At 30.7% G+C, this 14,590-nt stretch carries 14 protein-coding genes and 1 pseudogene; 1 reads left to right on the forward strand and 14 read right to left on the reverse strand.

The features are described from left to right. Window positions 1–11: 11 nt before the first annotated feature. From J2S72_RS08725 to J2S72_RS01925, 8 genes and pseudogenes are all read right to left on the reverse strand, one after another. Window positions 12–716: a restriction endonuclease subunit S gene (locus J2S72_RS08725; protein ID WP_370869440.1), complete on the reverse strand. Its 705-nt coding sequence runs from the start codon at window positions 714–716 to the stop codon at window positions 12–14. Further along, window positions 699–1,898 (reverse strand): annotated as a pseudogene (locus tag J2S72_RS08730) (restriction endonuclease subunit S); the annotation flags it as partial. The gene J2S72_RS08725 and the pseudogene J2S72_RS08730, both read right to left, overlap by 18 nt. After that, the gene (locus J2S72_RS01900; protein WP_023055244.1) at window positions 1,891–3,465 is read right to left on the reverse strand and encodes a type I restriction-modification system subunit M; all 1,575 of its coding nucleotides are present in this window, start codon (window positions 3,463–3,465) and stop codon (window positions 1,891–1,893) included. The pseudogene J2S72_RS08730 and the gene J2S72_RS01900, both read right to left, overlap by 8 nt. 189 nt (window positions 3,466–3,654) lie before the next feature. After that, on the reverse strand, window positions 3,655–4,302 hold the full coding sequence (locus J2S72_RS01905; protein WP_023055202.1) for a cupin domain-containing protein: 648 nt from the start codon (window positions 4,300–4,302) through the stop codon (window positions 3,655–3,657). 1 nt (window position 4,303) lies between these two features. Then, the gene (locus tag J2S72_RS01910; protein WP_023055246.1) at window positions 4,304–5,107 is read right to left on the reverse strand and encodes an ABC transporter ATP-binding protein; all 804 of its coding nucleotides are present in this window, start codon (window positions 5,105–5,107) and stop codon (window positions 4,304–4,306) included. Continuing rightward, entirely contained in the window at window positions 5,094–6,122 is a 1,029-nt protein-coding gene (locus J2S72_RS01915; protein ID WP_307494888.1) for a FecCD family ABC transporter permease, read from the reverse strand. The genes J2S72_RS01910 and J2S72_RS01915 overlap by 14 nt, the downstream gene beginning before the upstream one ends. Continuing rightward, the gene (locus tag J2S72_RS01920) at window positions 6,119–7,294 is read right to left on the reverse strand and encodes an ABC transporter substrate-binding protein (protein WP_023055245.1); all 1,176 of its coding nucleotides are present in this window, start codon (window positions 7,292–7,294) and stop codon (window positions 6,119–6,121) included. Before J2S72_RS01920 ends, J2S72_RS01915 begins: the two co-directional genes overlap by 4 nt. Then, window positions 7,295–8,053: a class I SAM-dependent methyltransferase gene (locus J2S72_RS01925; RefSeq protein ID WP_023055232.1), complete on the reverse strand. Its 759-nt coding sequence runs from the start codon at window positions 8,051–8,053 to the stop codon at window positions 7,295–7,297. A gap of 91 nt (window positions 8,054–8,144) precedes the next feature. Between J2S72_RS01925 and J2S72_RS01930 the strand changes: the two genes are divergently transcribed. Then, window positions 8,145–8,738, forward strand: a complete 594-nt coding sequence (locus tag J2S72_RS01930; RefSeq protein WP_023055191.1) for a Crp/Fnr family transcriptional regulator — start codon at window positions 8,145–8,147, stop codon at window positions 8,736–8,738. A 260-nt stretch (window positions 8,739–8,998) separates the two neighbouring features. Here J2S72_RS01930 and J2S72_RS01935 read toward each other — a convergent pair whose 3' ends face one another. From J2S72_RS01935 to dhaK, 6 genes are read right to left on the reverse strand one after another with little or no spacing between them, the layout of a single operon-like run. Continuing rightward, window positions 8,999–10,276: an L-cysteine desulfidase family protein gene (locus J2S72_RS01935; protein ID WP_023055211.1), complete on the reverse strand. Its 1,278-nt coding sequence runs from the start codon at window positions 10,274–10,276 to the stop codon at window positions 8,999–9,001. Window positions 10,277–10,289: 13 nt separating this feature from the next. Then, a complete protein-coding gene (locus J2S72_RS01940; RefSeq protein ID WP_023055238.1) occupies window positions 10,290–10,904 on the reverse strand; it encodes a GntR family transcriptional regulator in 615 nt (204 codons plus the stop codon). A 13-nt stretch (window positions 10,905–10,917) separates the two neighbouring features. Next, entirely contained in the window at window positions 10,918–11,916 is a 999-nt protein-coding gene (locus tag J2S72_RS01945; RefSeq protein ID WP_023055220.1) for a uroporphyrinogen decarboxylase family protein, read from the reverse strand. Then, window positions 11,909–12,931, reverse strand: a complete 1,023-nt coding sequence (locus tag J2S72_RS01950; protein ID WP_023055214.1) for a uroporphyrinogen decarboxylase family protein — start codon at window positions 12,929–12,931, stop codon at window positions 11,909–11,911. The genes J2S72_RS01945 and J2S72_RS01950 overlap by 8 nt, the downstream gene beginning before the upstream one ends. A 4-nt stretch (window positions 12,932–12,935) precedes the next feature. Then, entirely contained in the window at window positions 12,936–13,586 is a 651-nt protein-coding gene (dhaL, locus tag J2S72_RS01955) for a dihydroxyacetone kinase subunit DhaL (protein ID WP_307494889.1), read from the reverse strand. Between the two features lie 13 nt (window positions 13,587–13,599). Beyond that, window positions 13,600–14,586 carry a dihydroxyacetone kinase subunit DhaK gene (gene dhaK, locus J2S72_RS01960; RefSeq protein ID WP_023055237.1) on the reverse strand — a complete coding sequence of 329 codons (987 nt, stop codon included), beginning with the start codon at window positions 14,584–14,586 and terminating at the stop codon, window positions 13,600–13,602. Window positions 14,587–14,590 lie beyond the last annotated feature (4 nt).

The raw sequence follows: 14,590 nt of genomic DNA on the forward strand, positions 1-14,590 counted from the left end.
ATATCTCCTTTCTATTTTGGAAAATTTAAAAGCCTTTCTCTATAATACTCATACTGTTTTTGTCTTAACTGAATCTCTTTAGGTAAACCCTCATTAATGTCATTTACCAACTTATCGAACTTATCAAGGATAGAAACCACTTGTTCTTGAATAGTAATAGGAGGAATAACAATTGGGTATCTCTTTAAAATTTCTTTATTAAGACCTCCTCGACTTCCATCTCCTGATGATACTTCACGTAATTTAATATATTGGTTATCTAAATAGTAATATAAATAATCATTATTTATATTATCTTTTGGAACTAATGTTGCTAACGATTGATTTGTAGAAAGATTTATTTTTATTCTTGCAACCAAACCTCTAGTTTTTCCTTGACCTGCTAAAGCTATTACCGTTGAATTTGCAGGAACCATAGTTGCACTAGAGTTATCATAACCAGCTTGTGTTATAAAATTATCTGTATTATAAATTATTTTTTTATTTACTTCTCCACTACTCATCCATGGAATATTTCCATTGTTCCAATATTCATGTTTTATTTTACTAGGAGTACCTCCAAGAACAATCTCCGAAACTGAGCCAAGATTTTCCCACTTAATATTAAATAATTTAACTCCAACAATCTCTCCAGCTTCTTTAAGAAATTTTAAATACGAGTTAGAGAGATATGCTCTCTCTCTCTCTCTCTCTACATATTCTTCGTCAAATGTCAAGAGTTTTTCACGATAATATTCATATTGTTTTTGTCTTTTTTCAATTTCCTCTGGCAACAAACCCTGAGTATCAGAAAGCAGGTCTTGAAACTTATCCAAAACCTCAACTATCACTTTTTGTAATTCAACACTTGGAATTAAAATCTCTAATCTTTCTATTTCTTCTCTTGATAATCTTGGTACACTTGCTTTTCTGACTTTAGTTTTTATTAATTTTTGCTTACTCAATAAAAAATAATAAATATATTTGTTTAAAATTGAATCACTATCTATTACAAAAACATCATCAGCTGCCCAAAAGTCATTTTCTCTATAAAAAATTTCCCCAGCTGCGCCAGCTGATATTACACAAGTTTTATTACCAGAAAAATTTTTATCATAATAATATCCTAATGGTTTTAAACTATTTTGGAAAACTGGAAATTTGCCTTTCTCTTCAAGATCACTACGAACAAGTCTTTTTCCTCTTGTAATTTTTGCAACATTTTTTAGTTTGCATTTTTTAATAGAATTATTGCATTTAAGAAAAAGTTCCATCGATTTGTTATTTAAATATTTTTCACTTAAAAGCATATCCCTATAGTATTCATACTGCTTATTTCTTGCCTGTAATTCTGCCTGTAATTCAGTAACATAATTTGTAAATTTATCAAGTATTTTTACAATTTTCCCTTGAGTTTCTAAAGATGGGATTGGAATTTCAGTTTCTTTCATTAAATCTTTTGATACATTAAATCTCGTTACTCCAGATGCCGTTTTCACAATTTTCTTCCTAATAGCACTTGACCTAAATAAATGTTTTGAAAAATTAGGTAAAAGTATATCTTTATTATTTAATCTAAGAAAAAAACAAAAACTGTTTAAATAAACATTTTCTGTCAATTCATCAGTTATTACTGAAGACATTCCACATTCTTCAGGTGTCTCTGATGAACCAGTAAATATAATATCTCCATACATTAGCTTTCTTTGATTTTCGTTTTTATTAATTTTGACCTTTTCATCAGAATATAATATAGTAGCTGGGTTTGAATACACATTTTTATATGTTATAAATTTCGCATTTCCATTTATAAAATCTGATTTAGATTTTGCTGTTATACCACCATAAAATGTTCCAATATCCCCTAACTTCTTCCATTCCACCTTTTCATTTCTTAAAAGTTCATCCATCTTACTCATCTTCAAGCTCCCTTACTATTTGGTTTATAGAAGCTCTAAGCTGGTCTATTTTCTTTACTCTTTCTTCAATTTCCTTATTAAGGACTTTTATGTCTATTTTTTCTCTTGTGTCTTCCTTTTCAACATAAGTAGAAACCGAAAGATTATAATCATTTTCTACTATTTCATCTCTATCTACATATCTTGAGAAATATTCCTTATCTTCACGATTTTTAAATTCTTCTACTATTGTATTAATATTTTTTTCTTCCAAGATATTGTTGTTTGTTTCTTTTTTAAATTCTTTACTTGCATCAATAAATAAGACCTTATTTTCCGTCTTATTTTTTGCCATTACTAAAATACAAGTTGCTATTGAGGTGCCAAAAAAGAGATTTTCCGGCAGTTGTATTATGCAGTCTATAAAGTTGTTGTCTATTAAATATTGCCTAATAGTTTTTTCTGCACCTTTTCTATAAAATATTCCTGGAAAGCATACTATGGCGGCTCTGCCCTTACTTGATAGGTAGGCAAGAGAATGCATTATAAAGGCATAGTCTGCGTAGGCTTTTGGGGCTAATTTCCCTGCTGGTGCAAATCTTTCGTCACTTATAAGGGTTGGATTTCCATCGCCTACCCATTTTATTGAGTAGGGCGGATTGGAAACTATAGCATCAAAGGGTTTTTCATCTTTATGTAAGGGATTTAATAGTGTGTTTCCCCTTTTTATGGAAAAATTATTGTAATTTACATTGTGTAAAAACATATTCATACGAGCCAAGTTGAAGTTGGTCATATTTATTTCTTGTCCGAAAAAACCCTCATCTATAATGTGCTCATCAAATTGTTTTTTCATCTGCAAAAGTAAAGAGCCGCTACCGCAGGTAGGATCATATACCTTGTTAATGCTTGTTTTCCCTTCCATTACGAGTCTTGCTAAAAGTTTTGATACGGTTTGAGGTGTAAAGAATTCTCCGCCAGATTTACCGGCATTGCTTGCATAGTTGGAAATCAAATATTCATAAGCATCTCCAAAGGCATCTATTTCATTGTTTTGAAAGTTTTTAAAATTTATTTCTCCTATACCTGTTAAGATGTCAGTCAACCTTTTGTTTTTTTCTGCTACTGTGCCTCCTAAACGGTTGCTAGTGGTGTCTATTTCTTCAAATAGTCCTTTTATATCATCTTCTGATGCAAAGCCTACTGCACTGCCTTCTATGGCTTTAAATATGTTAGCTAAGTCTGTGTTTAAATTTTCATTGTCTTTTGCCTTTTTTACTATATTTTTAAATAACTGACTGGGTAATATAAAAAAACCCTTGTCTTCAACTGTGTTTGGTCTAAAATATTCCTCTGCTTCTTTGTCAGAAATTTCTGCATAATCAAAGTCTATGTCCCCTGCTTCATGTTCTGCGGAGTTAAAAAACTCGGTTATATTTTCAGAGATAAATCTATAAAATAAAATTCCTAAAATATATTGCTTAAAGTCCCAACCATCTACTGCTCCACGAACATTGTCTGCTATTGACCATATTTTTCTATGTAGTTCTGCTCTTTGTGTGCTTTCATTATTTTCTACTTTAGCCATTTCTTTCTCCTATGTATATATTTTATTAAACTTTTTACTGCTTCATGTTAATATTATAGCATAATATAAAATTACAAAACTTAGACTGAGAGGAAAAATAAATACCAGAGTAAGCTTTAATACTTACTCTGGTATTTGATTTAATTTAAAGGGTTAACTTTATGATTAAAAAATAATTCAATTTCTTTTTTATTTATCTATAGATAAGATTAATAACATTTTAAATCTTGTAATTGCAGTTACATTATGGATTACATTTGCCGGAAATACTAATTGCTCTCCTGCTTCAATCTCAATTTCCTTATCTCCCACAAGAAGCTTTGCTTTACCTTCAAGTGCTAGGACGAGAGCATCTCCTGGAGCTTTATGTGGTTTTAGTCCCTCTCCTGCATCAAAAGCCATAATAACTAACCTAAAATCATCTTTTGAAGCAAGGTCAATGTTTGCAATTCCTCCATCTACATAATCTAAATAGTCAACTAGTTTAATTTTTTTTCCTTTGTCAATGTTTTTCATTTCTTCCTCCTCTAAGTTAATTGCGATTTCTAAAAATATACTTTTTTCCCTTGCTTCTATGTCAAAAAGTTTATTTTTTTCAAAAAGTATTAGTTCGTTATTTATAAGCCTTTCATTATTAAATTTAAGCTCACCTTTTAAAACAAAATATATTCTTTCTTCAGCATAAAATTCAGGGGAAATGCTGGTGTTTTGATCAAGACTCATAAGTAAGATGTGAAGATCATACAAATCTACAAGTTTCTTGCTTATAGTTTGATGGTCTTTTATGGGTATGACCTCTTCTGGTATCAATATTTTTCCCTTACTGATATTTTTCATTTTAATCACCTGCTATGCTAATGGGTATTATAGTATTATATTCTTTCTTATCGTTTTTTATTTTTTCAAGTATAACCTCTACCCCAAAGGCTTCCTTCATGTTTTCCTTACAGATAATATCAGATGTTTTTCCTATTTTATGCCTAGCATTTTCCATTAACATCAAGGATTTATCTGCTACTTCAAGAGCGTGGGCTGGGTAATGAGTATTTATAATAACACTGATATTGTCTATTTTGGATAGTTTTTTGATTAATGAAATTATTTTTAGCTGATTTTTAAAATCAAGGCCACTTTCCGGCTCATCTAATATGATTAAGCTTGGATCTGAAATTAAGGCTCTGGCTATGAGAACCATCTGAAGTTCTCCTCCACTCATCACAGAACATGACTTGTCTTTAAGGTTTTCTATAGATAAGCTTTTCATAATATTATTTGCCTTCTCATATTCTCTTGTGCCTGGTTTTGCAAATGGTCCAAGTTTACTAGAAAGCCCTAACACTACCATATCAATTCCAGAATATTCAAAAGAAAATGATCTTTTTTGAGGAACATATGATATCTTAGACCATAAGTCCCTTCTATTAAAACTTGAAATATCTTTTCCATCCATAAAACTATTTCCTAGTTTCCATTTTTCAAAATCACATATACATCTTATAAGGCTAGTCTTACCAACACCATTGGGCCCTAAGATAGATAAAACCTGACCTTGAGCCAGACTAAAAGATAAGTTTTTAAATAATTCATGATTTTTATCATAATAAAATCCTGCGTCTTTTACTTCTAATTTAATTGAACCCACCCCCAGTTTTTCTAATTAGGCTTATAAAAATTGGAGCTCCAATTATTGCCGTAAGAACTGAAATAGGTAGTTCTATTACAGAAACCGTTCTTGATAAAGCCTCTATTAGTACCATAAGACTTGCTCCTAAAGATATGCTAAAAGGTAGAGTATGAGTATTATTAGCTCCCACCATCATCCTTGCCATGTGAGGAATTATCAAACCAATCCATCCGACTTGCCCACACATTGATATAGATGAGGCTGTAATAAGTGTTGATGCAAATATAAAAATAAGCCTAGTTTTTTTTACATTAACTCCTAGACTTTTTGCTTCATCTTCTGATAGGCTCATGATATTTAGCCTAAATATCAATAGTCTTATTATGATGACTCCCAAAATTATTAGGGGCGCAGATAACATCAAATTTTTATAAGATGATCTTGCAAAAGAACCCATAAGCCAATAACTGATGGCTGGCAACTTATCTGTCGGGTCTGCTGTATATTTTAAAAGAGACGCTAGAGCATTTGATAATGAGGAAACTACAAGACCTGCGAGTATAAGCATTATCGTTGATGACCTAGTTCTACTCTTGCCAATATAAAGGGTTAAAACTACTCCAATTAATCCAAAAGCTAAAGCAAAGACTTGAATAGATAAGGTTGAAAGCGATAAAAGTATACCAATTACAGCTCCAAGACTTGCAGCTGAGCTTACCCCTAATATATCAGGAGTTGCCAAGGGGTTTGAAAAAACCCCTTGGAAGGCAAGACCTGCTGTGGAAAGACCAGCTCCTACTACTATGCCAGTAATAATCCTTGGTAATCTCACATTTATTATTACTGATTCAAGCATAGGGTCATAATCCCTCCCGCTTAAATAAGCATTGAAAAAATCTACAATCTGTCTGATGCTTAGAGGCATTCTCCCAATAGCAAGTGCCAAAACGCTGATCAATATAGGTAGACTAATTAGTATCACATATGAGCTTGCTGTTATCTTTTTATCTTTGATAAAGATTTCTTTAATCATATATCAAACATATCCTCAATTTGTTCATTTGTTAATTCATAATCATACCATGTTTTATAGTAATCTTTAATCATTGCTTTTAGATCATAGTCTTTAAATTCTTCTGGGTAAGTTGATTTTGCAAGCCATGCTAGGACAAGTGGTCCGTCCGGATTTGGTGTAAACCAATTCCACATGCCAAGCTTAGTATTATAAACTTTTTTATCCTTAACAGCTTTCATATTTGAAAAATTGATACCTTCTACTGAATTTTCATATACATCTTTTGTTGTAATATCAAGAAGACCAGGTCCATCAAGATAAAGTATATCTGGATTCCATTGATAAAATTGTTCAATAGAAACTTTGGCAAAGCCTTTTGTTTCATCAGCTAAATTTTTAACACCAATTCTCTTTAGCCAGAAATCTCCAAAAACACCTTTACCAGCAACCATTGGTACTCCTTCAACATACTTCCATAAAATCACACCAGTTGGTTTTTTACTATCATCTATTTTTGAAATTCTTTCTTCAACATCTTTTACAATATCTTGACCTGCTTTTATGAAATCATCTGTCTTTCCGCTTTCGCCAAATACATCTTCTAAGAGCTTTAACCATTGTGTGTACCTATCTATTGGGTCAGCTGGTCCATTTGTGCCAACTGTAGCAAATCCTACACACGGAATCCCTGTCTTTTTAAGAGTTTCATAGTGTTCTTTATTCGAAGCATTGTAAAAAATAACATCTGGTTTAAGCTTCATTATTTCCTCAATATTAATGTCAGATTGAGCTTGAACTGTATTTTGGCTATCAAGAAGCTCTGGAGCTATATCCTTTAAAACTGTATTTGAAATTACTTGCTTTAGTGATCCAGCATATCCTACTATGTATGGAGCCTTTCCTTGATGATAAGCCATATAAGTAGATAAAATTGGAATTTGATCTATTACTATTCTCTCAATTTTCTCTGGAACTTCTACCTTATTGCCTGTATGGTCTGTAATTGTTCTAACTTTTTTATTTTCAGCCTTGCCTTGTTCTGTCTTTTCTTCCTCTTTCTTTTCCTCAGTTTTAACTACTTCTTTACCTTCCGACTTTTGCTCAGTTTTTCCATTGCCACATGCAGTCATGCTTGTTAAGACAAATATAACTAGACATAAAATTAATGATATTTTTTTAATAGCTTTCATCTAATCCACCTTTTTACTTGCTAAAACTATATATGAAATGCTTGAATTTTTAGACCTTTCTATCATTTTTGCAAACCTATCCCTATTTTCTTCTGAATAGGCTTTTTTATAAAAATTTGCAGCCCCTACTGGTCCCTCATCTTTTATAATTGTATCCCTGTCTAATAGAATCATCTTACCCGTTCTTTGTGAAAAAGGTCTAAAAGAATTTTCTATAAAAACTTTATTCCAATTTTCTATGGTTAGAGGATACACATTCATATTTGTAAATTTTGAAAGTTCCCTTCTTATATCTTCACTTTCATTTTCCACTGCAACATCATGAGTTAATAAATAACCGCCTTTTTTTAAAACCCTGTGATAATTTTTAAGAGCCTTTGCTTTTTCTTCATTTGGAAGCATGGTAAGCATTGCCTCATTGATTATTAAATCAAATGTTTCATCCTCAAAATCCAACTTTAAGGCATCCATATTCATTACTTCAATTTCCTTTTCTAAACCTAAAAGCTTTATATTCTCTAAGGCTTGTTCTATGGCAACTTGGTCATTATCTATACCTATTATTTTGCACTTATATTCAGTATAAACTCTTATGAGATTATCTCCTCTATTGCAAGCAACTTCTAAAACCTTCATATCTTTATCGATCTTTACCTGATCAAGTAACCAATCGGTCATAAGACCTCCGCCTGGTCTAAGTCTTGTTCTACCAAGCATCTTTAAAAAATCATGTCCAAAGCTAATTTTATTCTTTTCCATTTTTTCCTCCTTGATAATAATTATCATTACGTTTATAATTATAGCATAGATAATTTTTGTTGCAGTTGCAGAAGCAACAAAGGGGGATTTTATGGAAAAAATTATTTTAAAAAGCAAATTATTTTATGGTTTAGATGAAGATACTATAAAGCACATACTTTCTTGTATTGAGCATAAAACCTTAATTTTTAGTAAAGGCGAATATCTATATGATTTTTCTAAGGGCTTTAAGGCAGGTATAGTTTTGAATGGAAGAATTGATCTATCTGCAATAGATGATGATAAGGAAATTATAGATAGAATTTATGAGACTTCAGATTCTTTTTCTTTAAATTTTTCCTCCCTATCTGATAGATTTATGGTTGCAAAAAAAGATTCTAAAGTTTTAGCCCTTGATGTTAGCAAAATCTTTGAAAAAAATAAAAGGTCCTGCTCAAGCAGACCGATTTTTATGGAAAATATTATAAAATTGTATAATGAGCAAATTTCATACTTAACTTACAAATTAGATATATATTCTAAACCTAAAATTAGGGAAAAAATTAATAAATATATAGACAAATATGGTAAAGACTCCTTATTTTCTAATAAATTATCCAGAGAGGATTTGGCGAAATTTTTAACTTGTAATAGGCCTGCCCTTTCAAGAGAGTTATCCCTTATGAAAAAAGAGGGCTTAATATAAAAAATTATAAAAAATCAGTCTTAGGAGAATAAATATCTTATATTACAGCCTCCTTAAAATTAGGTATAAGAAAAGCATCTATAAAATCTAGATGCTAATTAATTATTTCCATTTCTTATTTTTTAAAATTTTCCCTATTTTATCAACTTCTGGTAACTTGTCACTTTTTAATATCTCTGTTAAATCAAATATTTTTGCACCAATTGACCCTCCTTTAGACTAAAAAAATAAGACCGTATTTACGGTCTTATTTACTTTATTTAGTTTGCTTTTATTATTTCCAACATTACATCATCTACGTTTTTAAATGCTGTCCTTGAGAGTTTTCCTATGTTGGAGATTGTTTCCTCTATAGTTTTTCCTACGACTCCTGTTGATTTATCTGAAATCATGCCGTTTACTGCCAGATATGCTGAAATTATAGCTTCTTCTGCTGAGGTTGACAGTTTCATTGAGCAAGATTCTTTTGCTCCGTCACAAACCATTCCTGTTAAGTTTGCGTAAACATTTGTTGCTGCTCCTGCTATCATTTCATCTGTGCCTCCTAAGAGCCAAGCTATTGAGCAAGTTGCTCCTACTGCTGCTCCTATTGCACATCCACACATACCCGATAATTTTCCTGAGTATTCTTTTACATATCTGTTTAAGATATGACCGAAAAATAGTGCTTTTGCCAATTTATCTTTTGAAACATCTTCATAATTTGCGACTATTTCAATAGGCAAAATTACTCCTATACCTTGGTTGCCTGATCCTCCTGATGTCATAATTTCATAATTTTGTCCACTCATTCTCATGTCTGCAGCTGCGGCAGTCATTATTCTTGCTTCTGTTATAAAATTTTTAGGTAAAATATTTTCATCCCTTAAACGTTTTAAAGTTGAACCTAAACTATTTTCTTTATCTAATCCGGCAATTGCTGCTTTTTTATTTATTTCAATTCCTTCAAGAGTAAAGTCAAAGGTCCCTTCAGGTGCGTTTTCTACAATTTCTCTCAATTTTTGAAAAGATAAATCTTTTAAGTTAAAGGAGTTTTCTTTTTCGCTTTTTTCATTACTTTGTTCATATAAAACTTTCCCATTTTTTATAACTTTTTGGAGTTTTGTGTGTCCGCCGCAAATTATAACTGTTCCTTTATCTTTGTCTGTTTCAATAATTGTTTCAACATAGACATCATTAGGAGTATTATCTTCTCTTAAAGTAATTTTACCCTCTTCAATAAATTTTTCTGCCTTGTCTATTATTTCTTTGTTTATCTTACTGAAAACCATAAAACCGTCTTCAACTTTATCAGCAAAAATACCTAAACTTGCTGCAAGCATAAGACCTTTTTCCTGTACAACAGGAATGTAAACAGATTTTCCGTTTTTATATATATTTTTTGATACTATAACTTCTACATTTTTTATCTTATCTTTATCATCTATAAGAGAACCACAAACATTTGCGCAATATCCTACTGCAACAGGTTCAGTGCAGCCTAAAGCTCTTTGTGAATCTCCTTTTACTATTTCGATTAATTCTTCTAATATGTCCATAAATCTCCTTATGTTAAAATGATTGGATATCAGCTTTTAGTAATTCAATGGCTTTTTCTTTGTTTTTATTTTTTATTTCATTTAACACTCCTATATGGTTATTTCTTAACTTTGTGTCTAAAATATTAGACCAGTCATCCCAATAAAGTAAAGAAAATGTAATAAGTTGCTTATTTAAAATATTTTTTAACATTTCATAAAAAAACTTATCTTTATAAGAGCGTGCTAATTCAATATGAAAAGCACTTGTTTTTCTCCAGTATTCCATCGGAGTTGCAAATGCATTTTTATCCATTTTTACTATATTAGCTTCTATTGTAGCCAAATCATATTCACTTATTTTGTCAAAGTACAGTTCCAAATATTTAGGTTCAATATTTAAGCGAAATTTTAAAATACTATCCAGATAATTTTTGTCAAACAGATTGATTTTGTATCCAAATCTCGGGATGCTATATATGATGTTATCAACACTTAATTTAATTAAAGCTTCACGTATTGGAGATTTTGATATTTTAAATTTATCAACAAGAACCCTTTCAGTAATAACAGTTTCTTGATTAATTCTTCCTGCAACTATTTCATCTATTATTATTTTATAAATTTTATCGCTTAAATTTTCTTTCATATTTACCTACTTACTATTTGTATTCCCCTGCAATTTTTTCTACTAATTTTAGCCTATTTATATCTATGTCTTGAGAAATTGTACAGTCTGCTCCAAGAGCAACTCCTCTTGTTCCAACTTCATCAAGTATTTTAAATATTTCCTTTTTTAGTTCTTCTTCTGAAGCAGAGTATAATACAGTTCCGTTATTGTTGTCAAATCCTCCCAAGACTGCCTTTCCTTCAAAAATTTCTTTTCCTTCTTTTAGACCTATGTTTTCAGTGTGAGTTGCCCAGTTAAATACTTTTGCTGGATAGTCTTTATACCATGCTAAGTTGTTTGTATAGTGGCCATATCCGCAAATATGAAGCATAACATTGTCGTTTATTTTATTAATTTCATTTAAAACTTCAAGATCTAAGGGTTCAACTATTTTTTTATGCTTTTCTTCATCAAAAGATTTATCTTGCACTGATTGAACGCTGTAATAAATTCCGTCTACACTTGTTTTTTCAAATAATTTTTTTACTAAGATTTTTATGTCTATTGCTATTTCTTTTGCTGCTTTTATCATATCTTCTTCAGATTCTTTAAATAATCTTACAAATTTTTCAAAATCTTCATCATATTCTTCAAATCTAAGTCTAATATATTGTAGGGGAGAAAATAAATTATAATATTTATAAGTGTCTTCTCCTGCAAAGTCACAAATTTCTTTCACAAAGTCAACTTGTTTTTGTATCCAAGGATGATCTGGTCCTACTGATTTTATTCTTTTTAAGTCTTCTATTGTTTCAATTTTTCTTTCACAAACGCTTGGATGTCCAAAAAATCCGTCTGACATTATTTTAATTAAATCTGGATCTAATTCTTTTATATATTTTTTTTGTCCTTCTACTACTTTTTTATAAATTTCAGGATCATTACCATTGTAATGGTCATGAAATGATACAAAGTGATGCCAAAATGCTGTAGGTACTCTGTCAACATCTTTACAATTTAAAAAATTTTCTACTCTTTCTTTTTTATTCATTTTTTTCACCATCCATAAATTTATACGTTGCATCTGAAATAATTCTTACTTGATTGTCGTCTATATCATTTGGTATGGAGCAGTCAGCACCAATTATAAATGATGTGTCCTTATATTTTTCAATAAGAGATTTTGTATAAGCTTCAAGTTCTTCTTTTGAACCCTTGTCTATTAAGGTTCCTGGATTATTGTCAAATCCACCTAAAATACATTTTTCAGGGAAAAGTTTTTTTCCTTCTCCTATTGATATTTTTTCTGTAAAAGTCGCCCAATTATAAATTCTTGCTTCATAATTTTTATAAAAACTTAAATCATTTGTGTATCTTGCGTAACCACACATATGCAAAATATTTAAGTCTGAATATTTGTTTGCTACTTCCAAAACTGGAAGTTCTGATACCTTTACTATTTCTTCATATTTATTTTTGTCATACATTTTACTTTGTATGTTTTGAACGCAATAATATATTCCGTCAAGACTTGTTTCTGTTAGTAATTTTTTTACTAAAATCTGTATGTCTTTTGAAATTTCTAAACCAGCATTTTTAAATTCTTCAGGAAAGTTTTCAGCTAAATAAACAAATCTGTCATATTCCTGATCTAAAAAATCCAATCTTATTCTTATTGTTTGTAAAGGTGAAAATACATTATAAAATGTTAAAACTTCATCGCTAAATTCTGCAGCAAGTTTTTTTATATATTTTACTTGTTCTTGTATCCAGGGATGATTTTCTCCTATGGATTTTATTTTTTTTAGGTCTTCTGCTGTTTTTAAATCATTATCCATTATTGGTGGATATCCGAAAAATCCTTCATTCATAATTTTCATTATGTCTGGATTTGTTTTTTTATAGTAATCTACATGTCCCTTATAGGCTTTTTCTAACAAAGATGGGTCTTCTAAGCCCATGAATTGATCTTTTCCTAAAATAAAATGATGCCAAAATCCTAAAGGTACTCTTTCTGTTTTTTTACCATTTATAACATCTAAAACAAGTTGCCTTTTATTCTCCATCTTATCACTTTCCTATTTTATTATTTAAAATGTAGTCGCAAAGCAATTCTATTTGATAAGCCATTGTTACTGCGCCTGGATCTAAGTGTCCTATTCCCTTGTCTTTTTGATAGCTTGCCCTGCCTCTAATAGCTGGCATATCTTTTGTGCTTTCAGCTCCATTTATAGCTGCATTTTTTACATTTTCAAAAATTTTTACAAGGTCTTCTTCCTTGGAATTTAAATGTTTTTCCAATTCTTCAACGGCAGGATTTAAAGCATCAATCATTGTTTTTGATCCGACTTCAGTTTTGCCTCTTTTTTTCATATCTTCAACCATTGTTTTTAAGGCTAAATATATGTCCTCTAGGTCAAATTCTTCTTTACCTTTAAGGGTTTTTGCAGCAGCTAAATATGCACCACCATATAAAACTCCTGATGAGCCTCCAATTTTTGACATCATAGTCATTCCTATATTTTTAAATAATTGGTCCATAGGCAAATCTTTATATTTTTCTGAATTTTTTAATAAATCACCAAAGCCTATGTTCATATTATTCCAATGATCTCCGTCGCCTGTGGCTAAGTCAAGATTTGTTACATATTCACGATTGTTTTGCAATTTTTCATAAACATTTTCTATATATTTTAAATAATCTATAGTATTTATCTTCATGATTTCTCCTTAATTAGTTAATGGTTAATGCACTAGTTTCGCATTTTTCATCTATCATTTCTTTTAATTCATCGTCAAGTTCCATTAATGTAATTGAACATCCTGACATGTCTAATGCAGTCATATAATTTCCAACTAAATTTTTATAGACTTTAATATTTTTTGTTTCTAAGATTTCTCTAACATCCTTGTTTAAGATGTAAAGTTCCATTAAAGGTGTTGCTCCTAATCCGTTTACTAATAAAGCAACTTCTTTTCCTGAAAAGTCTTTATCATCAAATATGTGTTTTAAAAGAACTTCTGCTATTTCTTTAGATGTTTTTATATTTGTTTTTTCTACACCGGGTTCTCCATGGATTCCCATACCGATTTCAATTTCATTTTCCCCTAATTCAAAGTTTGCTTTTCCATTTGCAGGAATTGTACATGCAGACATGGACATTCCCATTGTTCTTATGTTGTCACAAGCTTTTTGTGCAATTCTTTTTACTTCTTGTAAACTATAACCTTTTAAAGCTGCAGCTCCTGCTACTTTATGAACGAATATTGTTCCAGCTATTCCTCTTCTTCCTGCTGTATATGTTGAGTCTTCAACGGCTACGTCATCTCTTACTACTACACTTTCAACGTCTATGTCTTCGAATTCTGCAAGTTCTTTTGCTAAGTCGAAATTCATAATGTCTCCAGAATAATTCTTTATTACTAAAAGAACTCCTTTTCCGCTATCTGCTCTTCTTATTCCTTCAATAATTCTATCAGGGCTTGGAGATGAAAATACATTTCCTGCAACTGCTGCATCAAGCATTCCTTTTCCAACGTATCCTGCGTGAGCTGGTTCGTGTCCTGAACCTCCTCCTGATACGATTCCTACATTTCCTGATTTTTCTTTTTTTGCTATTACTTCTAATTCTTCAACGTATACTAATTTGTCATTTGCATACTCTAAACCTTTTAATGTTTCTGCTACAACATTATTAGGGTCATTTATAATTTTTTTCATTTTT

Source organism: Peptoniphilus koenoeneniae (genome assembly GCF_030812875.1).
GTDB classification, from domain to species: Bacteria; Bacillota; Clostridia; order Tissierellales; family Peptoniphilaceae; genus Peptoniphilus_B; species Peptoniphilus_B koenoeneniae.

Bases quoted from the DNA above. Each gene is read 5' to 3' on its own strand.
- J2S72_RS01915 (WP_307494888.1), bottom strand. From the start codon at position 6,122: ATGATTAAAGAAATCTTTATCAAAGATAAAAAGATAACAGCAAGCTCA.
- J2S72_RS01945 (WP_023055220.1), bottom strand. From the start codon at position 11,916: ATGAATAAAAAAGAAAGAGTAGAAAATTTTTTAAATTGTAAAGATGTT.
- J2S72_RS01905 (WP_023055202.1), bottom strand. From the start codon at position 4,302: ATGAAAAATATCAGTAAGGGAAAAATATTGATACCAGAAGAGGTCATA.
- J2S72_RS01900 (WP_023055244.1), bottom strand. From the start codon at position 3,465: ATGGCTAAAGTAGAAAATAATGAAAGCACACAAAGAGCAGAACTACAT.
- J2S72_RS01935 (WP_023055211.1), bottom strand. From the start codon at position 10,276: ATGGACATATTAGAAGAATTAATCGAAATAGTAAAAGGAGATTCACAA.
- J2S72_RS01940 (WP_023055238.1), bottom strand. From the start codon at position 10,904: ATGAAAGAAAATTTAAGCGATAAAATTTATAAAATAATAATAGATGAA.
- J2S72_RS01920 (WP_023055245.1), bottom strand. From the start codon at position 7,294: ATGAAAGCTATTAAAAAAATATCATTAATTTTATGTCTAGTTATATTT.
- dhaL (WP_307494889.1), bottom strand. From the start codon at position 13,586: ATGAAGATAAATACTATAGATTATTTAAAATATATAGAAAATGTTTAT.
- dhaK (WP_023055237.1), bottom strand. From the start codon at position 14,586: ATGAAAAAAATTATAAATGACCCTAATAATGTTGTAGCAGAAACATTA.
- J2S72_RS01930 (WP_023055191.1), top strand. From the start codon at position 8,145: ATGGAAAAAATTATTTTAAAAAGCAAATTATTTTATGGTTTAGATGAA.
- J2S72_RS01950 (WP_023055214.1), bottom strand. From the start codon at position 12,931: ATGGAGAATAAAAGGCAACTTGTTTTAGATGTTATAAATGGTAAAAAA.
- J2S72_RS01925 (WP_023055232.1), bottom strand. From the start codon at position 8,053: ATGGAAAAGAATAAAATTAGCTTTGGACATGATTTTTTAAAGATGCTT.